The organism is Kitasatospora sp. NPDC034035, from assembly GCF_055575755.1.
In genome coordinates, this window is sequence record NZ_JBVISA010000024.1 from 37,021 (window position 1) to 54,363 (window position 17,343).

A 17,343-nucleotide genomic window follows, 5' to 3' on the forward strand; every position below is an offset into this window, starting at 1 on the left:
CTCGGTGCGGCGTCGCGCCGGGGTGCCGGCCCGGTCACGTCTTCAGCGGTCACTTCTTCACACGTACCGTCTTGGTCGACCGGGTCTCAAGGGTCATCGAGTCGGCCTCGCTCACGTTCTTACGGAACCGAACCGTACCCTCCTTCGGGTCCACTACGTCCACCACCTTCTGCAGCAGCTTGTAGGTGCCCTCGTTCCCGGTCGCGTGCGCGATCCGGACGGCGGCGCCCAGCTTGGCGGTGGCGGTGTCGACGTCCCCGGCTCGGTGGGCCTCCAGGCCCGCCTGGATGGAGGAGGCGAGCTCGGCCTGCCCGGTGTAGTGGGCGACCTGCGGGCTGATCCGGGTGGAGGAGGCCAGGTCGTCGGTCCACACGGCCTTGACCAGGCCCTGGCTGAGCACCTCGGGGGCGCCGCCGCCGACCTGCGGGGGAAGGACCAGGCTGATCCGGGCGGCGAGCATCTCGTTGCCGACCGCGGCGGCCGGGACCTCGACGCAGACGTGGTAGTCGCGGCTCTCGTCGCCCCAGGAGCCGGTGGGGTAGTCGCCGGCCCGGGGCCCGGCCTCGGTGCGGCGGGCGGTCAGGTCCTCGACCGCGGGGGCGACCTGCTTGACGAACTTCACCGTGGCGTTGGCCGGGGTCCAGATCCGCAGCGCGACGTCGGCGACCTGCTTGCCCATCGCGCCGGCCATCATCGAGCGGAAGTCCTCGGCCAGGCCGGAGGGCTCGGCGACGATGTCGACGGTGCCGAGCAATGCGGAGGAGATCGTGCGCAGCTCGTCGATCCGCCAGTCGGTGCCCACACCCCGGCAGTCGGCGGTGAAGTGGCCGGTGACCCGCTCGATGTTGCGGGCCAGGTCCTCCGCCGACTCGTGCTCGTTGTTGCCGTCCGTGAGCAGGATGGTGTGCCGGATGGCGATCTCGCGGCGGGTGAGGAAGAGCTTGTCGGCCTTGGCGAGCCAGGTGCCCATCGCGGTGCCGCCGGCCGCGGTGAGGCGGCGCAGCGATTGCTTGGCCTGCTCGCGGGTGGCGGCGGAGGCGGTGGCGAGGGTGCCGTCGCCGGGGTAGATGTCGCGGGCCTCGTGGGTGCCGGCGACCACGGCGAAGGCGGTGCCGTCACGCAGTGCGTCGATGGCGGCGGCGGTGGCGTCCCGGGCGCCGTTGATCTTGGTCTTGGGGTAGTCCATCGATCCCGAGCAGTCCACCAGGATCACCACGGCCGCGGCGGCCTCGGCCCCCGCCGGTCCCGCGTCGGTGATCCCGAGCGGGCGGCCGCCCGAGGTGCCGCCGCCGGTCGCGGTGACGGTGACGATGGCGTTGACCTCGCGGGCGCCGTCGGCCAGGTACTCGTTCTGGAAGATCTCCACGTCGAACCTGGGCAGGTTCGGCTTAGCCAGTGTTGCCATGGGGCGGTCGGCTCCCGTCGGGTGAGGGGGTGGATGCGATCAGGACGGTGGGGCGGTCCGCCGGCCCCGGGCGGCTGGGCGCTCGGGAGCGGCGGACCGTGGCGCCGGGGCGTCCGGCGCACGGCCGGTCAGGCCGTCGGCGGGTGCGGCGGCTGCGGCGGGACGGGCGGTGCGGCGGGCGGTGTGGCGGGCGGTGCCGGAGGAGCCGGTGCCGGGGGAACAACCGGGGGAACGGCCGGGGGGACCGCCGGCGGTGCGGGCGGGACCGGCGGTGTCGGCGGCAGCGGTGCGGCGGGGGAGCCGATCACCGGGATGTCCGGCAGGGTCGGCTCGTAGTCCTCGTAGTCCTCGCCGCCCCCGGGAGCCGCCTGAGCGGCCGGCCGCGCGGCCGGCACGGACGGGGTCAGCACGGGCAGGTCGAGCGCCGTGGGGGTCTGCTCGGCCTCCTCGACGGGCACGACCGGCGGGTCGATCGGCAGCACCGCGACGGTGATGTTGTCGTGGCCGCCGGCGGCGACCGCGAACTTCACCAGGGTCTGCGCCGTCGCGAGCGGCTCGGTGCGGGCGTCCGGCCGGACGTAGTACGCCAGGTCGGTGGCCGCCTCGGCGTAGTTCCACAGGCCGTCGGTGCAGATCAGCACCACCCCGGGGACGTGCGGGGTGAAGTCGAGGGTGTGCGGCACGACCTCCTCGGCGTCGGCGCCGAGCCAGCCGGTGATCGCGTGCGCGCGCGGGTCGGCGTACGCCTCGGCCTCGTTCATCAGCCCGGCCTCGACCATCCGGGCCGCCCAGGAGTCGTCCTGGGTGAGCCGGAAGGGTTCGGCGGCGGCGCGGTCGTCCGGGATCCAGTACGCCCGGGTGTCGCCGACCCAGCCGATGGTGACCCGGCCGCCCGCGGCTATCGCGCTGACGTAGGTGCAGGCGGGCGCGTTGAGGTCGGGCCGCACGGGGCCGGAGCCGTCGGTCGCCAGGTCGGCCACGGCCTTGGCGGCGTCGGCGATGGCCGCGCGCATCGCCCCGGTCGGCTCCTGGCCGGCCTCCAGCGAGGTCAGCAGGGACTCGGAGGCGGCGTCGACGGCGGTCGCCGAGGCCTCGTCCGGGCGGTCGGAGGAGGAGACGCCGTCGCACACCACGGCGACCACGACCGGCTCGCCGCCGGGCAGCGAGCTCGCGGCGATGGTGAAGCTGTCCTCGTTGCGGTGGTGGCGCACGCCGCGGTCGCTGACCCCGGCAACGCCCGCGAGCGCCTTCTCCATGTGGTCGCGCGGCCGCGGCTGGGCGCCGCCGCAGCCCTCGCAGTAGCCGTCCGCGGTGACCTGCGGCTGCCCGCAGTGCACGCAGACCGGCCCGCGCTGCTGCGGTACGGCCTCACCCCGGGCGGCGGCCCAGCCCGCGGGCATCGCGCCCTGGGCGGGCCGGCCGTCCCGACCGGCCCCGCAGGAGCCGCAGTAGGCGTCCTCCGGGTCCATCGGCTCGGAACAGCTCGGGCACTCGGTCTGCTGCGGCATCGGCTACACCCACGTCCTGGGACGGGCACGGTTGGCCCGTTCCACCATCTCGATCCTGATCTCGGCCCGGTCGGCCAACCGGGCGAGTACCCGGTATGACTGTTCCAGGGCGAAGCGCAGTTCCCGCTCCTGTGCGGGACGTCCCAGTACCGCCAGGTCGGCGGCCTGCCGGGACCCGGCCGACCCGGCGCCGACCCAGCCGAGGGCCGCGCCGAGCACCTCGACGGAGAGCTCCTCGCGGCGCCGGTCGTCCAGCCGCAGCGCGGTCAGCTGCGCCGAGCTCGCGTCGAGGTCGGCGGCCAGCTCGTCGGTGGCGGGCCGCTCGCGCAGCCGGGCCCGGACGGTGGCGATCCGGGCGGCGGTGTACTGGCTGGAGGTGGCCGGGACGGACTCCAGGACGCGGACCGCGCCGGCCCGGTCGTCCTCGGCCAGCCGGACCCGGGCCAGCCCGAAGGCGGCGCTCAGGTAGGCCTGGTCGGTGGCCCACACCAGCCGGTAGAACTCGGCCGCGTCACCGCCGTTGCCGAGCAGTTCGGCGCAGATGGCGAGGGCGAGCTTGGGCGCGGCCTCGCCGGGGAAGGCGTCGTACACGGCGTCGAAGGCCTCGGCCGCCGCCCGCAGGGCTGTCATTCGCCCGCTCGCCTCCGCGGTGACTCGGGGTGCGTGCTCGCCCTCAGGGCGCTCGCCGTTGCCCTCGGGGAGTTCTTCGGAGGCTCCGACCAGGGCGGTGAGGCCGCGGTACCAGACCACCCGCCAGTCGTCGGGGTGGTCCTGCTCCAGCGCGTCGAGGCGGGTCAGGGCGTCGCGGTGGCGGCCGAGTTCGAGCAGGGCGCGCAGTTCGCGCAGCCGGCTCTCCACCGAGACGGCGGGGATGCCGGCCAGGGCGACGAGGGCCTCCTCGGGGTCGGGGGAGAGCAGGGTGGCGAGGAAGCCGGCGTTGGGGTCGCTCGGGTCCACCCGGGGGATGGGCAGGGCGAGGGCGGCGGCGGCCGGGTCCAGGGCGGCCACCCGGAGCTGCCCGGCCTGCTCGGTGGGCAGCACCAACTCGGTGTCCACGACGCGCAGTTCGGGGCCGAAGAGGGTGGAGAGCGCGGGGTAGGGCCGGTCGTTCTGAAGGGCCAGGATCTCGCGCAGCACGCCGGTGAGCTGGTCGGCCATCTCCTCGGCGGAGGAGAAGCGGCGGGCCGGGTCCGGGTCGGTGGCGCGGACCAGCAGGCGGTAGTACGACTCGTAGCGGGCGAAAGCCTCGACGTCCTCCGGGCCGGGCAGCGAGTCGCGGTAGGTGGTGCTGTAGCCCTGGAAGTCGAAGGTGAGCACGGCGAGGGTGCGGGCCACGGTGTACAGGTCGGAGGCGGGGGAGGGGCCGTCGGTGGCGATCTCCGGGGCCTGGTAGCCGATGGTGCCGTAGATCGGGCCGTCGTCGTCGAGGCGGCGGACGGCGCCCATATCGATGATCTTGAGCGTGTCGCCGCTCTGGATCGCGTTGTCGATCTTGAAGTCGCAGTACACCAGGCCCCGGCCGTGCAGGTAGCCCAAGGCCGGCAGCGCCTCCAGCGCGTACGCGATCGCCTGCTCGACCGGCAGCGGCTCGCGCCGGCCGTCCGGGGTGCGGCGGTCGTTGGCGATGTCCTTGAGCGACTTGCCGCCGACGTACTCCATGACGATGTAGCCGTCGGTGGAGCCGGTGCGCAGGTCCGGGTGCTCGGCGAAGTTGATGATCCGGACGATGTTCGGGTGGTCGACCTCGGCCAGGAAGCGCCGCTCGGCGACGGCCACGGCCAGCGCGTCCTCGTCCCCGGTGTCCAGCAGGCCCTTCAGCACCACCCACTTGTCGTTGACCCGCCGGTCCACCGCCAGGTAGATCCAGCCGAGCCCGCCGTGCGCCAGGCAGCCCACCACCTCGTACTGCCCGCCGACCAGGTCCCCCCGGCGCAGCTTGGGCGTGAACGAGTACGGCGTGCCGCACTTGGTGCAGAAGCCCTCCGGGCGGCCGGGGTTGCCGTTCTTCTCCCGGCCCACCGGGGCCTCGCACTTGGAGCAGAACCGCTTGCGCTCGGGCACCTCCGGGTTGGCCAGCACCGCCTGCGCCGGGTCGGCCGTCTCCACGGTCGGCACGGTGACCAGGCCGGCGCCCAGCCGGTTGCGGGTGCCCGCGCTGGCGCTGGCCCGGGAGGAGCGCACCGAGACCGAGCGGGCGGAGCCGGTGCGGGTCGAGCGGTGCGAGCGGGAGCGGCCGGACATCGAGCGGGCGGAGCCGGTGCGGGCCGACATCGAGCGCACCGAGCCGCTGCGCCCCGAGTCCGGGGAGACCCGGGCGGAGGGGACGTAGGGCTGGGTGACGCCGGTGTCGGCGCCGGGCGGGGTGAGACCGCACTCGTCGCAGTAGCCGTCCGCGTCGATGGTGCCGGAGCAGTCACGCGGGCAGGCCGCCCCGGGGCCGGCGGCACCGTCCCCGGCCCGGGCTCCCGCCGCGGTCGCCGCAGCGGCCGTCGGTGTCTTCGGTGCCGCGGTGGTCCCGCCCGCCGGGGCCAGCCCGCACTCGTCGCAGTAGCCGTCGGCGTCGATCCTGCCGCTGCCGGAGCACTCCGGCCGTACGCACGTCCCGCCCATCAACCTCAGCCCCCCTGGACCTGTCCGTCGACCGGCGCCTCGCCGGTCGCCTCCTGAACCTGCGCGGCCTCGGCCTGGGCCGGCCGCAGCGACTGCTGGAACCTGGCCACTGCGGCGGCCGCCGCCCGCAGGTCGCACGGCGCGCTCCACAGCAGCCAGCGCGCCTTCTCGTACCGCTCGATCACTTCCGGGTCCTCGGAGACCCGCAGCCGGGCCGACATCGCCTTGTAGGCGTCCAGCCGGCCGCGCAGTTCGGCCCGGACGGCCAGCGGCTGGGTCACCTCGGTGAGCGCCTGCCGGGCCCGGGCCAGCTCCTTGGCGGCGGCGTCCTCCAGCGTGTCCAGCAGTGGCGCCAGCCGGCCCCACTGCCCGGCCTGCCGCAGGTCCAGCGCCGCGACGATCCGCTCGCGCAGTGCCGAGGCCGGGCCGGGTACCGCCGGGACGTCGCTGGCCGCTATCTTCGCCAGCACCTCGCCGCGCGCCCGGCGGGCCTCGGCCAGCGTGGCGTCGGCCCGCTGGAGCAGGTCGCCGACGCCCTGCAGCCGCTCCTCGGCCTCGTCGCGCAGCCGCAGCAGGTCCTCCAGCTCCAGCCGGACGCCGTCCAGCGCCCGCCCGGCCCGGTCGAACCGCTCGGTGTCCACCACCCCGGCGGGTCCGGCGAAGGCCGAACCCTCCGGGACCGTGCCGCGCTGGGCGGGCACCCGGGCCGGGCGCCACAGCGCCAGCGGGTCCCCGTGCACCTCGGTGCGCAGTTCGGTGAGGTCCTTCTCGATCGCGGCTATGTCGTCGGCCAGCGGGTGGCCGCCGGTCCGTACGCCGAGCGAGCCGGCCAGCGTCCGCACCCGGTGGAGCTCGGCCAGCAGCAGGTCGATCCGGGCCGGCAGTGCCGACCAGACCGCGTCGGCGGCGCTGACCACCTCCAGCACGGAGGCGTACCAGGAGTTCATCCGGGCCATCAGCGCGTCCAGGCTGATCCGCTCGACCAGCTTGGCGGGCGCGCCGAGCAGCTGCGGCCCGTCCGGCACCGCGCCGCCCGGGACGGTCACCGCGTCGCCGGTCAACAGCTCGCTCAGCTCGGCGAGTTCGGGCGCGCCGGGCTTGGCCTTGCGGGCCCGCACGGCGCGCGCCGAGGCCAGCGCCTCGGAGTAGCGGTCGAACAGCGCCCAGAGCAGCGGCAGACCCTTCCCGGCGACCGACCAGCGCTCCAGGGTGCGCCCGGCCAGCTCGGCGCCGTCCAGCAGCCGCAGGCCCGGGTGGTCCTGCAGGGCGAGCAGCGCCGACTCGACCGCGTCCCGTTCCGCGCCGAGGCGCGCGAGCGCGCGGTCCACCTCCTCCCGGCTCAGTACCGGGCCAGCCGATGCCGCCACCGCGGTGTCCTTCCTTCCTCGCGTGCGATCCCGAGGCGCCTGACGCGCATGACGTGCGATCCCACGACAACCCCCCGTGTCCACCACCGGTCTCCCCGCGGTGATCGTCCCGAACCCTAGCCGGTGGCCGTTGAGGCGGAACGGGCGCGGGGCGTCAAGACCGCGTCAACGCCCCGGGCCCGGATGCCCTGTCGGTGCCTCAGTGCGTGCCTCCGGGTGCCTCAGTGCGTGCCCGGCCAGTAGTGGTCGGCGTCGTTGAGCATGTACGGCTTGAGCCAGTGCTCGTACGAACGGGCCCAGTCGCCGCGCGCGTAGTAGTCGGCCAGCACCTGGTTGACCCGGGCGGTCAGGTCGGGGCTCTCCTTCAGCATGGCGACGCCGACCACCTCCGGCTGCACCTCGCCGTCCACGATCCGCACGGTCTGGTCCTGGGCGGCCTGACCTGCCGCCAGGCCGTTGTCGGTCATGACGGCGTCCGCCTTGCCGAGTTGCAGCAGCACCAGGCAGTCCAGCTGGTTGCCCACGGTGACGACCTGTCCGATGGTCTTGTTGTCCTTGAGTACGGTCTGGGCGGTGGAGCCGTCGGCGACGCAGACCGTCCGGCCCTTGACCGCGTCGTCGATGTCCTTCGCCGGGGACGCCTTCGGCACCAGGACGCGCTGGGTGATGTTGAAGTACGGCTTGGAGAAGGCGACGTCCTTCATCCGCTGGCAGTTGATCGTCATGGTGCGGACGATCAGGTCGACCCGGCCCTTCTGGATGGCGTCGATCCGGTCGGCGGTCGCCACCGGCTTGAGCACCACCTTGTCCGGGTCGCCGATGATGGCGGTGCCGATCGCCCGGGCGAGATCGATGTCGAAGCCCTCGATCTGGCCGGTGTTCGGGTTGCGGGCGCCCCAGCGGTAGCTGTTCTGGTCGACGCCGATCACCAGACTGCGCTTGGCCTTGATGGCCTTCACGGCCGGGCCGTCCTCGGTGCTCGGCGGCACGCTCTTGTAGACGTCGCAGTCGGCCTGGTCCTGCTGCGCCTGCTGTCCCTGCTGCCCTTGTTGCGCGGCCTGCGGCGCGGTGGCACCCGGCCCGGCCGGTGCGGCGCCGACCGGGCCGCCGCCGGCGAGCACGACGGCGCCGGCCGCCAGCAGCGCCAGGGCGGCGACCGGCCTGGTCCGTACGGTTCTCTTGCGCATCTGTCCGTTTCCTCCCTGCCGGTTACCGGCTACCGGTACTCGGCCAGTCGTCGGCCCAGGCCCCGCAGCGCGGCGGCCGCGGCCAGCAGGCCGAGCAGCGCGGCCGCGCCGGCGGCGGCCCGCAGGTCCCCGCCGGTGCCCTCGGCGGACTGCTCGAACCGGTCCTGCTCGATGTCGGCGGCCCGGGCGAGCGCCCGGTCGGTGGCGTTGAAGAAGGCGTCGGCGGTGTGGGTGTCGGCGGTGGCCGTCACGGTCGCGTCCAGGGCGCCCTGGTAGTCGGCGTCGTCGACCTCCAGCTTCCGGGCCGCGTCGTGCCGGTCGCGCCACTGGTCGAACTGGGTCACCGCCTCCCGGACGCTCGGCTCGGCGGCCGAGGGCGCGAGCCGGACGGCCTCCGGGAGCGAGCCGGTGCGCCGCTCCAGCGGAGCGTCCCGGGACGCGGCCCCCTCCAGGTGCTCGGTGGTCTTCGTCCACTGGTCGGCGTACTTGGTGGTCGAGCCGCGGGCGACGAGGTGCAGGTTCTCCGCCAGCCGGTCGGTCAGCACGTCGACCCGGGCGGAGTTGAGCGCCCGCAGCGGCGTCGCGCCCTCGGTGTCGCTGCGCTTCAGCGCCGAACTGGTGGTCAGCCCGGTGACGGTGAGCCAGAGCGCGCCGGCCAGCACGGCGGCGGTGGCGCCCAGCAGGCCGATGTTGAACACCCGGTTGGTGCGGCGGAACAGCGTCAGCTGCACCCAGACCAGCGCCGCCAGGGTGACCACCGCCAGGCCGTACGCCCCCCACGGCACCGACTTGGCCGCGGCGTAGTCGTTCGCCAGCTCCTGGTTCTCGGCGGCGGCCAGTTCGGCGGCGGCCGGCAGCAGGACGGTCTGCATCTGCTCGGAGGCGTACCGCAGGTAGGCGCCGCCGAGCGGGATGCCCTGCCGGTTGTCGGCCCGGGCGGTTTCCACCAGACCGGCGTACGTCGGAAGTTGCTGGTTCAGCCGGGCGAGTGAGTCCTGCGCGGGGGAGGTCGCGGTGGTCCGGGCGGCGGCCTGCGCGACCAGCTTGGCGGCCGTGGCGAGGTCCTGCTCGTAGCGGGCCCGGACGTCCTTCGGCTCGGCCCCGGCCAGCAGGAAGCCGCTCGCCGCGGTGGTCGCGGCGTCCGCCAGGTTGCGGTGGATCTCGGCGGCGTCCCGACTGAGCGGCTGGCTGTACGAGACCACCCGGTCCGCGGCCTGCGCCCTGGTCTCCAACTGCCAGGCGGTGAGCCCGCCGAACGCCACGGTGAGCACCGCGAGCACCACCCCGGCCAGCCGCAGTCGGCCGGGCGCCGTCCGGGTGGCCTGCGCGAGCCGGGCGCGGACGCCGGTGGCGACGACCGCCCGGGGGCGCCGGGCGGGCGCTCCGCCGGGTCTGGGCGCCGGGGCCCTGCCGGGCCGCACGGCGACCGGCGTTCCCGGCGCGGCCGGGGCTCCCGGTGGACCGTCCGGCCGTGCCGGGATCGCGGCGCCCGGAGCGCCGTTGCCTACTGGTGTCGCCACCCGCCTCATCCTCCCCTGGAGCCGGCCCGTTCCCCGGGCCCGGCCGATGGCAGCAGTATGGCCGTGACTCTCCCCGGCCACACCTGACTTGCGCCGATCTTGAGCATGTCGTGCACGGTTTCCGCACGCCGTCGCACCGCGGCGGCCGAGGCCCGTACGGAGAGGTGGCGAACCGTCCGACGCGGCCCGCACCCTCCGTGGTTCCCCCGACCGGGCGGAGCGCGCGGGTCCGTTCGTGGGCGCGCGCTCCCGGGTGCGGCACCCCTTCGCTCCGTACGATGGGCCCATGCGCCTGCTTGGAACGATCTCGCCCGACCGCCCGCTGCTCGTCGTCGCCGTCCGCGAGGAGGCCGCCCACCTGGACGACCGACTGCCCGTGCTGCTCACCGGGATCGGGAAGGTCAACGCCGCCGCCGCGCTGGCCACCGTCCTCGCCCAGGGCGAGAAGCCCTCCGAGGTGATCAACCTGGGCACGGCCGGCGCGCTGCGCCCCGGCTGGGAGGGCACCCACCACGTGGTCCAGGTGATCCAGCACGACCTCGACACCCCCGCGCTGCAGGCGCTCACCGGGCGTCAGTACGGCGCCCCGCTGGTGATCGGCAAGGGCGACGGACCGGTGCTGGCCACCGGCGACCTGTTCGTCTCCGACATCGCCGCCCGCGACCGGCTCGCCGAGCACGCCGACCTGGTCGACATGGAGGGCTACGCCGTCGCCACCGTCGCCCACCGGGCCGGGGTGCCGGTGCGGCTGGTCAAGCACGTCAGCGACGAGGCCGGGGGCGGCGCCGCGCACACCTGGCGGGAGTCGGTCGACGACTGCGCCCGGCACCTCGCCGGCTGGGTCTCCGCCCAGGGCTGGTGACCGAGCGTCAAAGCCCTGGCTAGGGTGGCGCGGTGACCGAGAGCACCGCGCGCAAGCGCTCCGACAACCGCCCGCCCGGCGTCAACACCGACGAGCCGACCACTCTGCTGGCCTTCCTCGGATACCTGCGCGAGGCGGTGATCGGCAAGCTCGCCGGGGTCTCCGACGAGGACGCCCGGCGCCCCGGCGTCGCCTCCGGCACCAGCCTGCTGTGGCTGGTGCGGCACCTGACGGCCGTCGAACTCAACTGGTTCGAGTGGGCCTACCAGGGGCTGGGGGAGGAGCCGCTGGAGTCCGACGAGATCCCGCTGGACGGCGCCACGGTGGCCGACGAGATCGCCGCGTACCGGGACGCGATCGCCCGGGCCGACGCGGTGGCGGCGGCCGCCCCGGACCTCGACCGCCCGGGCGTGCGCTCGCTGCGGCCGAACGCCGAGGCGCCGTCGATGCGCTGGGTGCTGGTCCACATGATCGAGGAGACCGGGCGGCACGCCGGGCACGCCGACATCATCCGCGAGCAGCTGGACGGCGCGGTCGGGCGCTGACGGGCGGCGGCGGTGGCTGTCGGCGCCGGCGGGACGTCGCTGAGGCTGTCGGAGTGGGAGGGCGCTCGCCTGCCCTCCCACCCCTTCGTGTCTCAGACGCTCCGGAAGTCCGAGAGGTCCAGCGCGGCCAGCCGATCGGGGTCGGTGAGCACGTCGATCGCCACGATCGCGCCGTCCACCACGGTGAACGCCATGATCGACAGCGCCCGGCCGTTGTCGCCGATGACCACGGCGCCCGCGGTGCCGTTGACCAGCGCCGGGCGGGCGAACGGCGACAGCGTGCCCCACAGGGTGGCCTGGCCGGCCACCGTCGCGGCGCCCGAGAGCACCACCGTGTGCCGGGCCATGACCGCCCCGCCGTCCGAGCGCAGCACCACGTCCGGGTCGAGCACGGCGAGCAGCGCGTCCAGGTCGCCGTGGCGGGCGGCGGCGAAGAAGGCGTCCACGGCCAGCCGCTGCCGGCCCAGGTCCGGGTCCGGCGCGGGTGCCTGCCCCTGCACCTTGCGGCGGGCCCGGCTGGCCAGCTGCCGGGTCGCGGCCGCCGTCTTCTCGATCAGCGGGGCGATCTCCTCGAACGGCACGGCGAACAGGTCGTGCAGCACGAAAGCGACCCGCTCGGCCGGCGACAGCGACTCCATCACCACCATCAGCGCCAGCCCGACCGAATCCGCGAGCATCACCTCCTGCTCGGGATCCACCACGCCCTCGCGCCGCAGCAGCGGGTCCGGGATGCGCGGCGGGCCCGGCTCGCCGCCCGGCCCGGCGGGCTCCAGCGGCTCCTCCCGGCGCAGGGCGCGGGCCCGCAGCAGGTTCAGGCAGACCCGCGAGACCACCGTGGTCAGCCAGCCGCCCAGGTTCTCCACCCCGGCGGTGTCGGTGCGGTCGTACCGCAGCCAGGTGTCCTGGACGGCGTCCTCGGCCTCGCTGATCGAGCCGAGCATCCGGTAGGCGACGGCCTTCAGATGCGGGCGCTGCTCCTCGAAGAGCGCGGCTCGGGCGCTGCGGGCATCCGGAGAAGAATTCTCGTCCACCGTGTCACATTCCTTCGTCGCCGTGGGTCAGAGCAGCAGAAGCCACCCAACAACGGCTGCGGCGGAGAGATCAACTCCCCGCCAGGGACGAATCGGAGACGACCGTGGATCTCGTGACGAACAACCCCGTGCTGGTCACCGGCGGCACCGGCACCCTCGGCAAGCAGGTCGTACCGCTGCTGCGCGCGGCCGGGTGGCCGGTCCGCGTCCTCAGCCGGCAGGACCGGGCCGCCGCCGACGGCGTGACCTACGTGCGCGGCGACCTGCTCGGCGACCCGGCCGAGGCCGCCGCCCGGCTGGACGAGGCACTGGCCGACGTGCACACCGTGCTGCACCTCGCGGGCGGCCCGAAGGGCGACGACACCGCCACCCGGCTGCTCGTCGCCGCCGCCCGGCGGGCCGGCGTGCGGCACCTGGTGTACATCTCGGTGATCGGCGCCGACCGGATCCCGCTCGGCTACTTCCGGGCCAAGCACGCCGCCGAGGAGGCGGTGGCCGGCTCGGGCCTGCCGTACACGATCCTGCGGGCCGCCCAGTTCCACGACCTGGCGTTCACCGTGGTCGCGAAGATGGCGAAGCTGCCGCTCGTCCCGGCGCCCGGCGGGATCCGCTGGCAGCCCGTGGACGTGCGCGAGGTCGCCGCCCGGATGGTCGAACTGGCGCTGGACGAGCCGGCCGGAACGGTGCCCGACCTGGCCGGCCCCACCGTCTACGAGATGGGCGAGCTGACCCGGCGGTACCTGGAGGCGCAGGGCCGCAGCCGCCGCCAGCTGCCCGTACGGGTGCCGGGCAAGGTCGGGCGCGCGTACCGGGCCGGGGAGAACCTGACCCTGACCGGGGCGGAGCACGGGCGGCGGACCTGGGAGGAGTTCCTGGCGGAGCGGCTGGCGGCGTGAGCCCCTGCGGGGTGGTTCCCGGCGGGGTGGTTCCCGGCCGGGTGAGCCCTGTCAGCGGTGCGCCGTAGGGTGGCCGCCATGTCCCTCCTCGACGCGATCCGCGCCAACGACGCCGCCGCCGACTACCTGACCTGCACAGGCGAGTTCGACCCCTCCCGGAGCTACGAGCACGTCGAGGAGGTGGTGCTCGCCTCCGGCGCGGCCCTGGAGGCGGTGGCCAAGGACGGCGCGGGCGGCACCTACTTCCTCTGCGGCGACGGCGGCGAGGAACGGCCCGTCCTGTACGCCGACTCCGAGGGCGGCGCCGCCCTGCTGGCCGTCGGGGTGCCGGAGCTGGTCCGGCTGCTGCTGGCCGTGCCGTGGTGGCGGGACTGCTGGCGGCTCACGGCGGCGGAGTGCGCGGAGGCCGCCGAGGACTACCTGGAGGAGGAGCCCGGGCACTTCGCCGACCGGGACGCGGCCGCCGCCGCGCTTGGGCTCGAAGTCCCCTCCGAGGCCGAGGCGTTGGCGCGGCTGCGGGAGGTCGCGTTCGGCCTCGGGCCGGAGTTCGTGCTGCTCAACGCCGTGGAGGGCAACGCGTACGAGCCGCTGCTCAGGCCGTAGCGTTCAGGCTCGGCGTTCAGGCCTGAGCTTTCAGGTCTGAGTCTTCAGGTCTGAGCTTTCAGGCCCGAGCGTTCGGACCCTGGCTGCTCAGGCCTTGGCCGCCTGGAGCACCGTGTCCGCCGTCACCACCTTGGCGAACCGCATCGCGTGCAGCACCGTGGCCGTGGCGCGGGCGAGTTCGGCGGCGGGGAGGGTGGTGCCGTCGGGGCCGGTCATGTCGAAGCCGTGCATGGCGTCGGTCGGGAAGATCGCGTCGTAGCCGAGGTTGCCGGCCATCCGGGCGGTGGTCTCGTTGCACACGTTGGTGATGATCCCGGTGACGACCAGCTGACGGGCGCCGCGCTCCTGGAGCCAGGCGTGCAGGTCGGGGGTGCCGTAGAACGCGCTGTTGACGGTCTTGACGATGTGCAGCGCCGGGGTGACCTCGGCGACGAAGTCCTTCAGCTCGTACCCCGGCGCGCCCTCGGCCAGCGGCCCCGCCTTGGAGGCGTGCTGCACGGTGACGATCGGGCGGCCGGTGGCCTGCCAGGCGGCGATCAGCTCGGCGATCCGCTGCTCGGCCTGCGGGTTGTCGCGGGGGCCCCAGAAGTCGTGGTCCTCGAAGCCCTTCTGGACGTCGATCACGATGAGGACGGCGTCGGAGTCGAGGGTGAGCGGGGCGTCGAAGGCGTCGGTGTTCGTCATGGGTCCATCGTGCTCGTCCGGGTGCCGGGGCCGTGATGGGCAGAAACGTCACCCATCGATAGATTCCTGCCAGTAGATTTCTGCCATGCGAACCGTGGGTTGCCTGATCTTCGACGGTGTCCGGGCCTTCGACTACGCGGTGATCGGCGAGGTGTGGGCCAACCGGACCTCCCGACCCGGGCTGCCCGCCTTCGACCTGCGGGTCTGCGGCCCGGACGGCGCCCGGGTACGGCTGGGCGGCGGGCTGGAACGCGTCCCCGACCACGGGCCGGCCGCGCTCGCCGACTGCGACCTGGTCGTGGTGCCGGGCGTCGACGACCCGGGCGCCGACCTCGACCCCGCCGTCCTCAACGCCCTGCGGGCCGTCGCCGCCGCCGGGATCCCCATCGCCTCGCTCTGCGCGGGCGCCTTCGTCCTCGCCGAAGCCGGCCTGCTCGACGGCCGCGAAGCCACCACCCACTGGGCCCTCGCCCCCGAACTCGCCCGCCGCTTCCCGGCGGTGACGGTCCGCCCCGAGGTGCTCTTCACCGGCGGCGAGGGCCTGTGGACCTCGGCCGGCGTCGCCGCCGGCATCGACCTCTGCCTCCACCTCGTCCGCACCGCCCACGGCCAGCAGGCCGCCGCCACCATCGCCCGCGCCATGGTCACCGCCCCCTTCCGGGCCGGCGGCCAGGCCCAGTTCATCCCCACCCCGGTCCCGGCCCCCACCGCCGACGACCCGCTCTCCCGCGTCCGCGCCGAGATCCTCGCCTCCCTCGACACCCCCTGGACCGTCCCCCGGATGGCCGCCGCCGCCCTGATGTCCGAACGCACCTTCGCCCGCCACTTCACCGCCACCACCGGCACCACCCCGACCCGCTGGCTCCTCGACCAGCGCATCCTCACCGCCCAACGCCTCCTGGAGGAGACCGACCTCCCCGTCGACACCGTCGCCACCCGCTGCGGCTTCACCTCGGCGGTCTCCCTGCGCCCGGTCTTCACGGCGCGGGTCGGCGTCGCGCCGCGCGAGTACCGCAGGGCCTTCCGGGGCCGGGAGGAGGGCCGGGAGGAGGGCCGGGAGGAGAACTAGGACGTGGTCGTCGGAGGCGGCGAGGGCGAGTCGGACGGAGGAGTCAGGCAGGGCCGGTGCGGGTGGGGGAGGTGGGGTGGCAGCCCTCAGCGCCGCCACCCCTCTTGGCTTCTCGGCAGCGGGGTGGTGGTTCGTTGAGCGAAACCCCACGGTGGGGTGAAGTCCGGTGGGGGTCTCCGGGGGGTTTGGCGGGGGTTGTGCGACGCTCCTCGAGTACGGCGCCGTTCCCGGCGTTCGGAGCCGGTTCCTGGAGTTCCCGCCGCTCCTAGAGTGCGGCGAGCTGCTCGACCAGGTCGTCGAGGCCGAGCGAGCCTTGGGTGAGGGCCTTCATGTGCCAGGTCTTGAGGTCGAAGGCGGCGCCCTGGCGGTGGCGGGCGGCTTCGCGTCCCTGGAGCCAGGCGCGTTCGCCGATCTTGTAGCCGATGGCCTGGCCGGGCCAGCCGAGGTAGCGGACGATCTCGCTGTCGCGCATGTCGGCGGGACTGCCGTTGTACGTGGCCATGAATTCGGTGGCGAGTTCCGGAGTCCACCGTTCGCCGGGGTGGAAGCCCGCGTCGGCGGGGATGGCGAGGCCGAGATGCATGCCGATGTCGATGATCACCCGGATGGTGCGCAGCATCTGTTCGTCGAGGAAGCCGAGGCGGTGGGCCGGGTCGTCGAGGAAGCCCAGTTCGTCCATGAGGCGCTCGGCGTACAGGGCCCAGCCTTCGACGTTGGCGCTGACCATGCCCAGGGTGGTCTGGTAGCGGCTGAGTCGGTCGGCGACGGCGACCCACTGGGCGAGTTGCAGGTGGTGGCCGGGAACGCCCTCGTGGTACCAGATGCTGACGAGTTGCCAGGTCGGGAAGGTGTCCCGGCCGAGGGTGGGCAGGTAGGTGCGGCCGGGGCGGCTGAAGTCCAGGCTGGGGCCGGAGTAGTAAGGCGCGGCGGCGCTGCCTGCCGGTGCGATCCGGGACTCGACCCGGCGCAGTGGTCCGGAGATGTCGAAGTGGGTGCCGTCGAGGGCGGTGATCGCCCGGTCCATGGTCTGCTGCAGCCAGTCGCGGATCGCTTCCTCGCCCTGGACCGCGTGGCCGTGCCGTTCCAGGTGCCGCATCGCCGCGAGGGCGCCCGCCCCGGGCAGGACGCGTTCGGCGGCGGCACGCATGTCGGCGGCGGTGCGGTGGAATTCGCTCCAGGCCCAGGCGTACGCCTCGTCGAGGTCGATGTCGGCGCCGGTGTGGTGGCGCACGGCGAGCCGGTAGCGTTCCCGGCCGACGGCGTCCGGGGTGTCGGCGGTGGCCGGCGCGTAGGTGTCGCGCAGCCAGTCGCGGAACTCGGCGACGGCGGCGGTGGCCCGGAGGGCGGCGGCGTCCAGTTCGCCGCGCAGCTGCTCGGGGCCGGGGGTGACGAAGTCGGCGAACCATCCCGCGTTTCCGGTGCCTTCGCCGGTCCAGGCGGTGAGCTGGTCGATGACGGTGGCGGCCTGGCGGGGCGCGGCGAGCAGGCGCCGGTTCATCCCTTCGGTGAGGGTGGCCCGGTAGCCGTCGAGTGCGGCGGGCAGGTTGCGCATCCGGCCGGCCACGGTGGCCCAGTCGTCGTCGGTGGCGGTCGGCATGTAGGTGAAGATCTTCCGCACCTGGTGGACGTGCGCGGAGATGTTGCGCAGCTGGCGGAGGTTCTCGCCGGCGTCGTGGACGGCCAGTTCGGCGGTGAGGCGTTCGCGGAGGAGTCGGGCGCAGTTCTGGTCGGCGGGGTCTTCCGGGGCGGGGCCGGTGGCGGCGGTCGTGGCGTCGAGGTCGGTGAGGGCGCGTCGGGCGAGGTCGGCGAGCGCCTCGAATCCTTCGGGGGAGAGGTCCGGCTGCCGGTCGTCGCCGGGGTGCAGGCCCAACCAGGCGGCGTTCAAGGGGCTTTGGGCGGCCACGTGGTCGAGGTAACGGTCGGCGATAGTGCGAGCGGTGATCGTTTCATCTGCCATGGCGCCATGATGGCGTACCCGTCCGGGTTGCCCCGACGGTGTGTGCCCCGACTGTTGGTGGGCTGACGACCGGTCGCTGTCGACCGGGGCGTTTCCCTT

Annotated in this window: 14 protein-coding genes; 5 read left to right on the forward strand and 9 right to left on the reverse strand. The window is 74.4% G+C overall.

Annotated features, from left to right (window positions below):
• Positions 1–49: 49 nt before the first annotated feature.
• The 6 genes from ACZ52J_RS29200 to ACZ52J_RS29225 all read right to left on the reverse strand — a co-directional run bounded on the left by ACZ52J_RS29200 (position 50) and on the right by ACZ52J_RS29225 (position 9,597).
• On the reverse strand, positions 50–1,405 hold the full coding sequence (locus ACZ52J_RS29200; protein ID WP_465622982.1) for a vWA domain-containing protein: 1,356 nt from the start codon (positions 1,403–1,405) through the stop codon (positions 50–52).
• 128 nt (positions 1,406–1,533) lie between these two features.
• Positions 1,534–2,913, reverse strand: a complete 1,380-nt coding sequence (locus ACZ52J_RS29205; RefSeq protein WP_465622984.1) for a PP2C family protein-serine/threonine phosphatase — start codon at positions 2,911–2,913, stop codon at positions 1,534–1,536.
• Between the two features lie 3 nt (positions 2,914–2,916).
• The gene (locus tag ACZ52J_RS29210) at positions 2,917–5,523 is read right to left on the reverse strand and encodes a serine/threonine-protein kinase (protein WP_465622986.1); all 2,607 of its coding nucleotides are present in this window, start codon (positions 5,521–5,523) and stop codon (positions 2,917–2,919) included.
• Positions 5,524–5,528: 5 nt separating this feature from the next.
• On the reverse strand, positions 5,529–6,890 hold the full coding sequence (locus ACZ52J_RS29215) for a hypothetical protein (RefSeq protein ID WP_360503493.1): 1,362 nt from the start codon (positions 6,888–6,890) through the stop codon (positions 5,529–5,531).
• A 221-nt stretch (positions 6,891–7,111) separates the two neighbouring features.
• Positions 7,112–8,077 carry a glutamate ABC transporter substrate-binding protein gene (locus ACZ52J_RS29220; RefSeq protein ID WP_465622988.1) on the reverse strand — a complete coding sequence of 322 codons (966 nt, stop codon included), beginning with the start codon at positions 8,075–8,077 and terminating at the stop codon, positions 7,112–7,114.
• Between the two features lie 29 nt (positions 8,078–8,106).
• Entirely contained in the window at positions 8,107–9,597 is a 1,491-nt protein-coding gene (locus tag ACZ52J_RS29225; RefSeq protein WP_465622989.1) for a hypothetical protein, read from the reverse strand.
• A 286-nt stretch (positions 9,598–9,883) separates the two neighbouring features.
• Between ACZ52J_RS29225 and ACZ52J_RS29230 the strand changes: the two genes are divergently transcribed.
• Together ACZ52J_RS29230 and ACZ52J_RS29235 are read left to right on the forward strand one after the other, a co-directional pair.
• Positions 9,884–10,459 (forward strand): nucleosidase, encoded by a 576-nt coding sequence (locus ACZ52J_RS29230; protein ID WP_465622991.1) that lies wholly within the window; start codon positions 9,884–9,886, stop codon positions 10,457–10,459.
• 32 nt (positions 10,460–10,491) lie between these two features.
• On the forward strand, positions 10,492–11,004 hold the full coding sequence (locus ACZ52J_RS29235; protein ID WP_465622992.1) for a DinB family protein: 513 nt from the start codon (positions 10,492–10,494) through the stop codon (positions 11,002–11,004).
• Between the two features lie 92 nt (positions 11,005–11,096).
• Here ACZ52J_RS29235 and ACZ52J_RS29240 read toward each other — a convergent pair whose 3' ends face one another.
• Positions 11,097–12,035: a sigma-70 family RNA polymerase sigma factor gene (locus tag ACZ52J_RS29240; protein ID WP_465622993.1), complete on the reverse strand. Its 939-nt coding sequence runs from the start codon at positions 12,033–12,035 to the stop codon at positions 11,097–11,099.
• 113 nt (positions 12,036–12,148) lie between these two features.
• Between ACZ52J_RS29240 and ACZ52J_RS29245 the strand changes: the two genes are divergently transcribed.
• The gene (locus ACZ52J_RS29245) at positions 12,149–12,931 is read left to right on the forward strand and encodes an SDR family oxidoreductase (RefSeq protein WP_465622995.1); all 783 of its coding nucleotides are present in this window, start codon (positions 12,149–12,151) and stop codon (positions 12,929–12,931) included.
• Between the two features lie 78 nt (positions 12,932–13,009).
• Complete coding sequence (locus ACZ52J_RS29250; RefSeq protein ID WP_465622997.1) at positions 13,010–13,534, forward strand: hypothetical protein; 525 nt, start codon at positions 13,010–13,012, stop codon at positions 13,532–13,534.
• A gap of 87 nt (positions 13,535–13,621) precedes the next feature.
• Here the strand turns inward: ACZ52J_RS29250 and ACZ52J_RS29255 are convergent, their stop codons facing one another.
• On the reverse strand, positions 13,622–14,218 hold the full coding sequence (locus tag ACZ52J_RS29255; RefSeq protein WP_465622999.1) for a cysteine hydrolase family protein: 597 nt from the start codon (positions 14,216–14,218) through the stop codon (positions 13,622–13,624).
• Positions 14,219–14,303: 85 nt separating this feature from the next.
• Here ACZ52J_RS29255 and ACZ52J_RS29260 point away from each other — a divergent pair, with 85 nt between their 5' ends.
• Complete coding sequence (locus tag ACZ52J_RS29260) at positions 14,304–15,287, forward strand: GlxA family transcriptional regulator (protein WP_465623001.1); 984 nt, start codon at positions 14,304–14,306, stop codon at positions 15,285–15,287.
• Between the two features lie 265 nt (positions 15,288–15,552).
• On the opposite strand, the gene ACZ52J_RS29265 is transcribed toward ACZ52J_RS29260, so the two are convergent.
• Positions 15,553–17,244, reverse strand: a complete 1,692-nt coding sequence (locus ACZ52J_RS29265; protein ID WP_465623003.1) for a DUF885 domain-containing protein — start codon at positions 17,242–17,244, stop codon at positions 15,553–15,555.
• Positions 17,245–17,343 lie beyond the last annotated feature (99 nt).

Coding starts and splice junctions, on each gene's coding strand:
- ACZ52J_RS29260 (WP_465623001.1), top strand. CDS start 14,304: ATGCGAACCGTGGGTTGCCTGATCTTCGACGGTGTCCGGGCCTTCGAC.
- ACZ52J_RS29210 (WP_465622986.1), bottom strand. CDS start 5,523: ATGGGCGGGACGTGCGTACGGCCGGAGTGCTCCGGCAGCGGCAGGATC.
- ACZ52J_RS29265 (WP_465623003.1), bottom strand. CDS start 17,244: ATGGCAGATGAAACGATCACCGCTCGCACTATCGCCGACCGTTACCTC.
- ACZ52J_RS29220 (WP_465622988.1), bottom strand. CDS start 8,077: ATGCGCAAGAGAACCGTACGGACCAGGCCGGTCGCCGCCCTGGCGCTG.
- ACZ52J_RS29205 (WP_465622984.1), bottom strand. CDS start 2,913: ATGCCGCAGCAGACCGAGTGCCCGAGCTGTTCCGAGCCGATGGACCCG.
- ACZ52J_RS29230 (WP_465622991.1), top strand. CDS start 9,884: ATGCGCCTGCTTGGAACGATCTCGCCCGACCGCCCGCTGCTCGTCGTC.
- ACZ52J_RS29255 (WP_465622999.1), bottom strand. CDS start 14,218: ATGACGAACACCGACGCCTTCGACGCCCCGCTCACCCTCGACTCCGAC.
- ACZ52J_RS29200 (WP_465622982.1), bottom strand. CDS start 1,405: ATGGCAACACTGGCTAAGCCGAACCTGCCCAGGTTCGACGTGGAGATC.
- ACZ52J_RS29250 (WP_465622997.1), top strand. CDS start 13,010: ATGTCCCTCCTCGACGCGATCCGCGCCAACGACGCCGCCGCCGACTAC.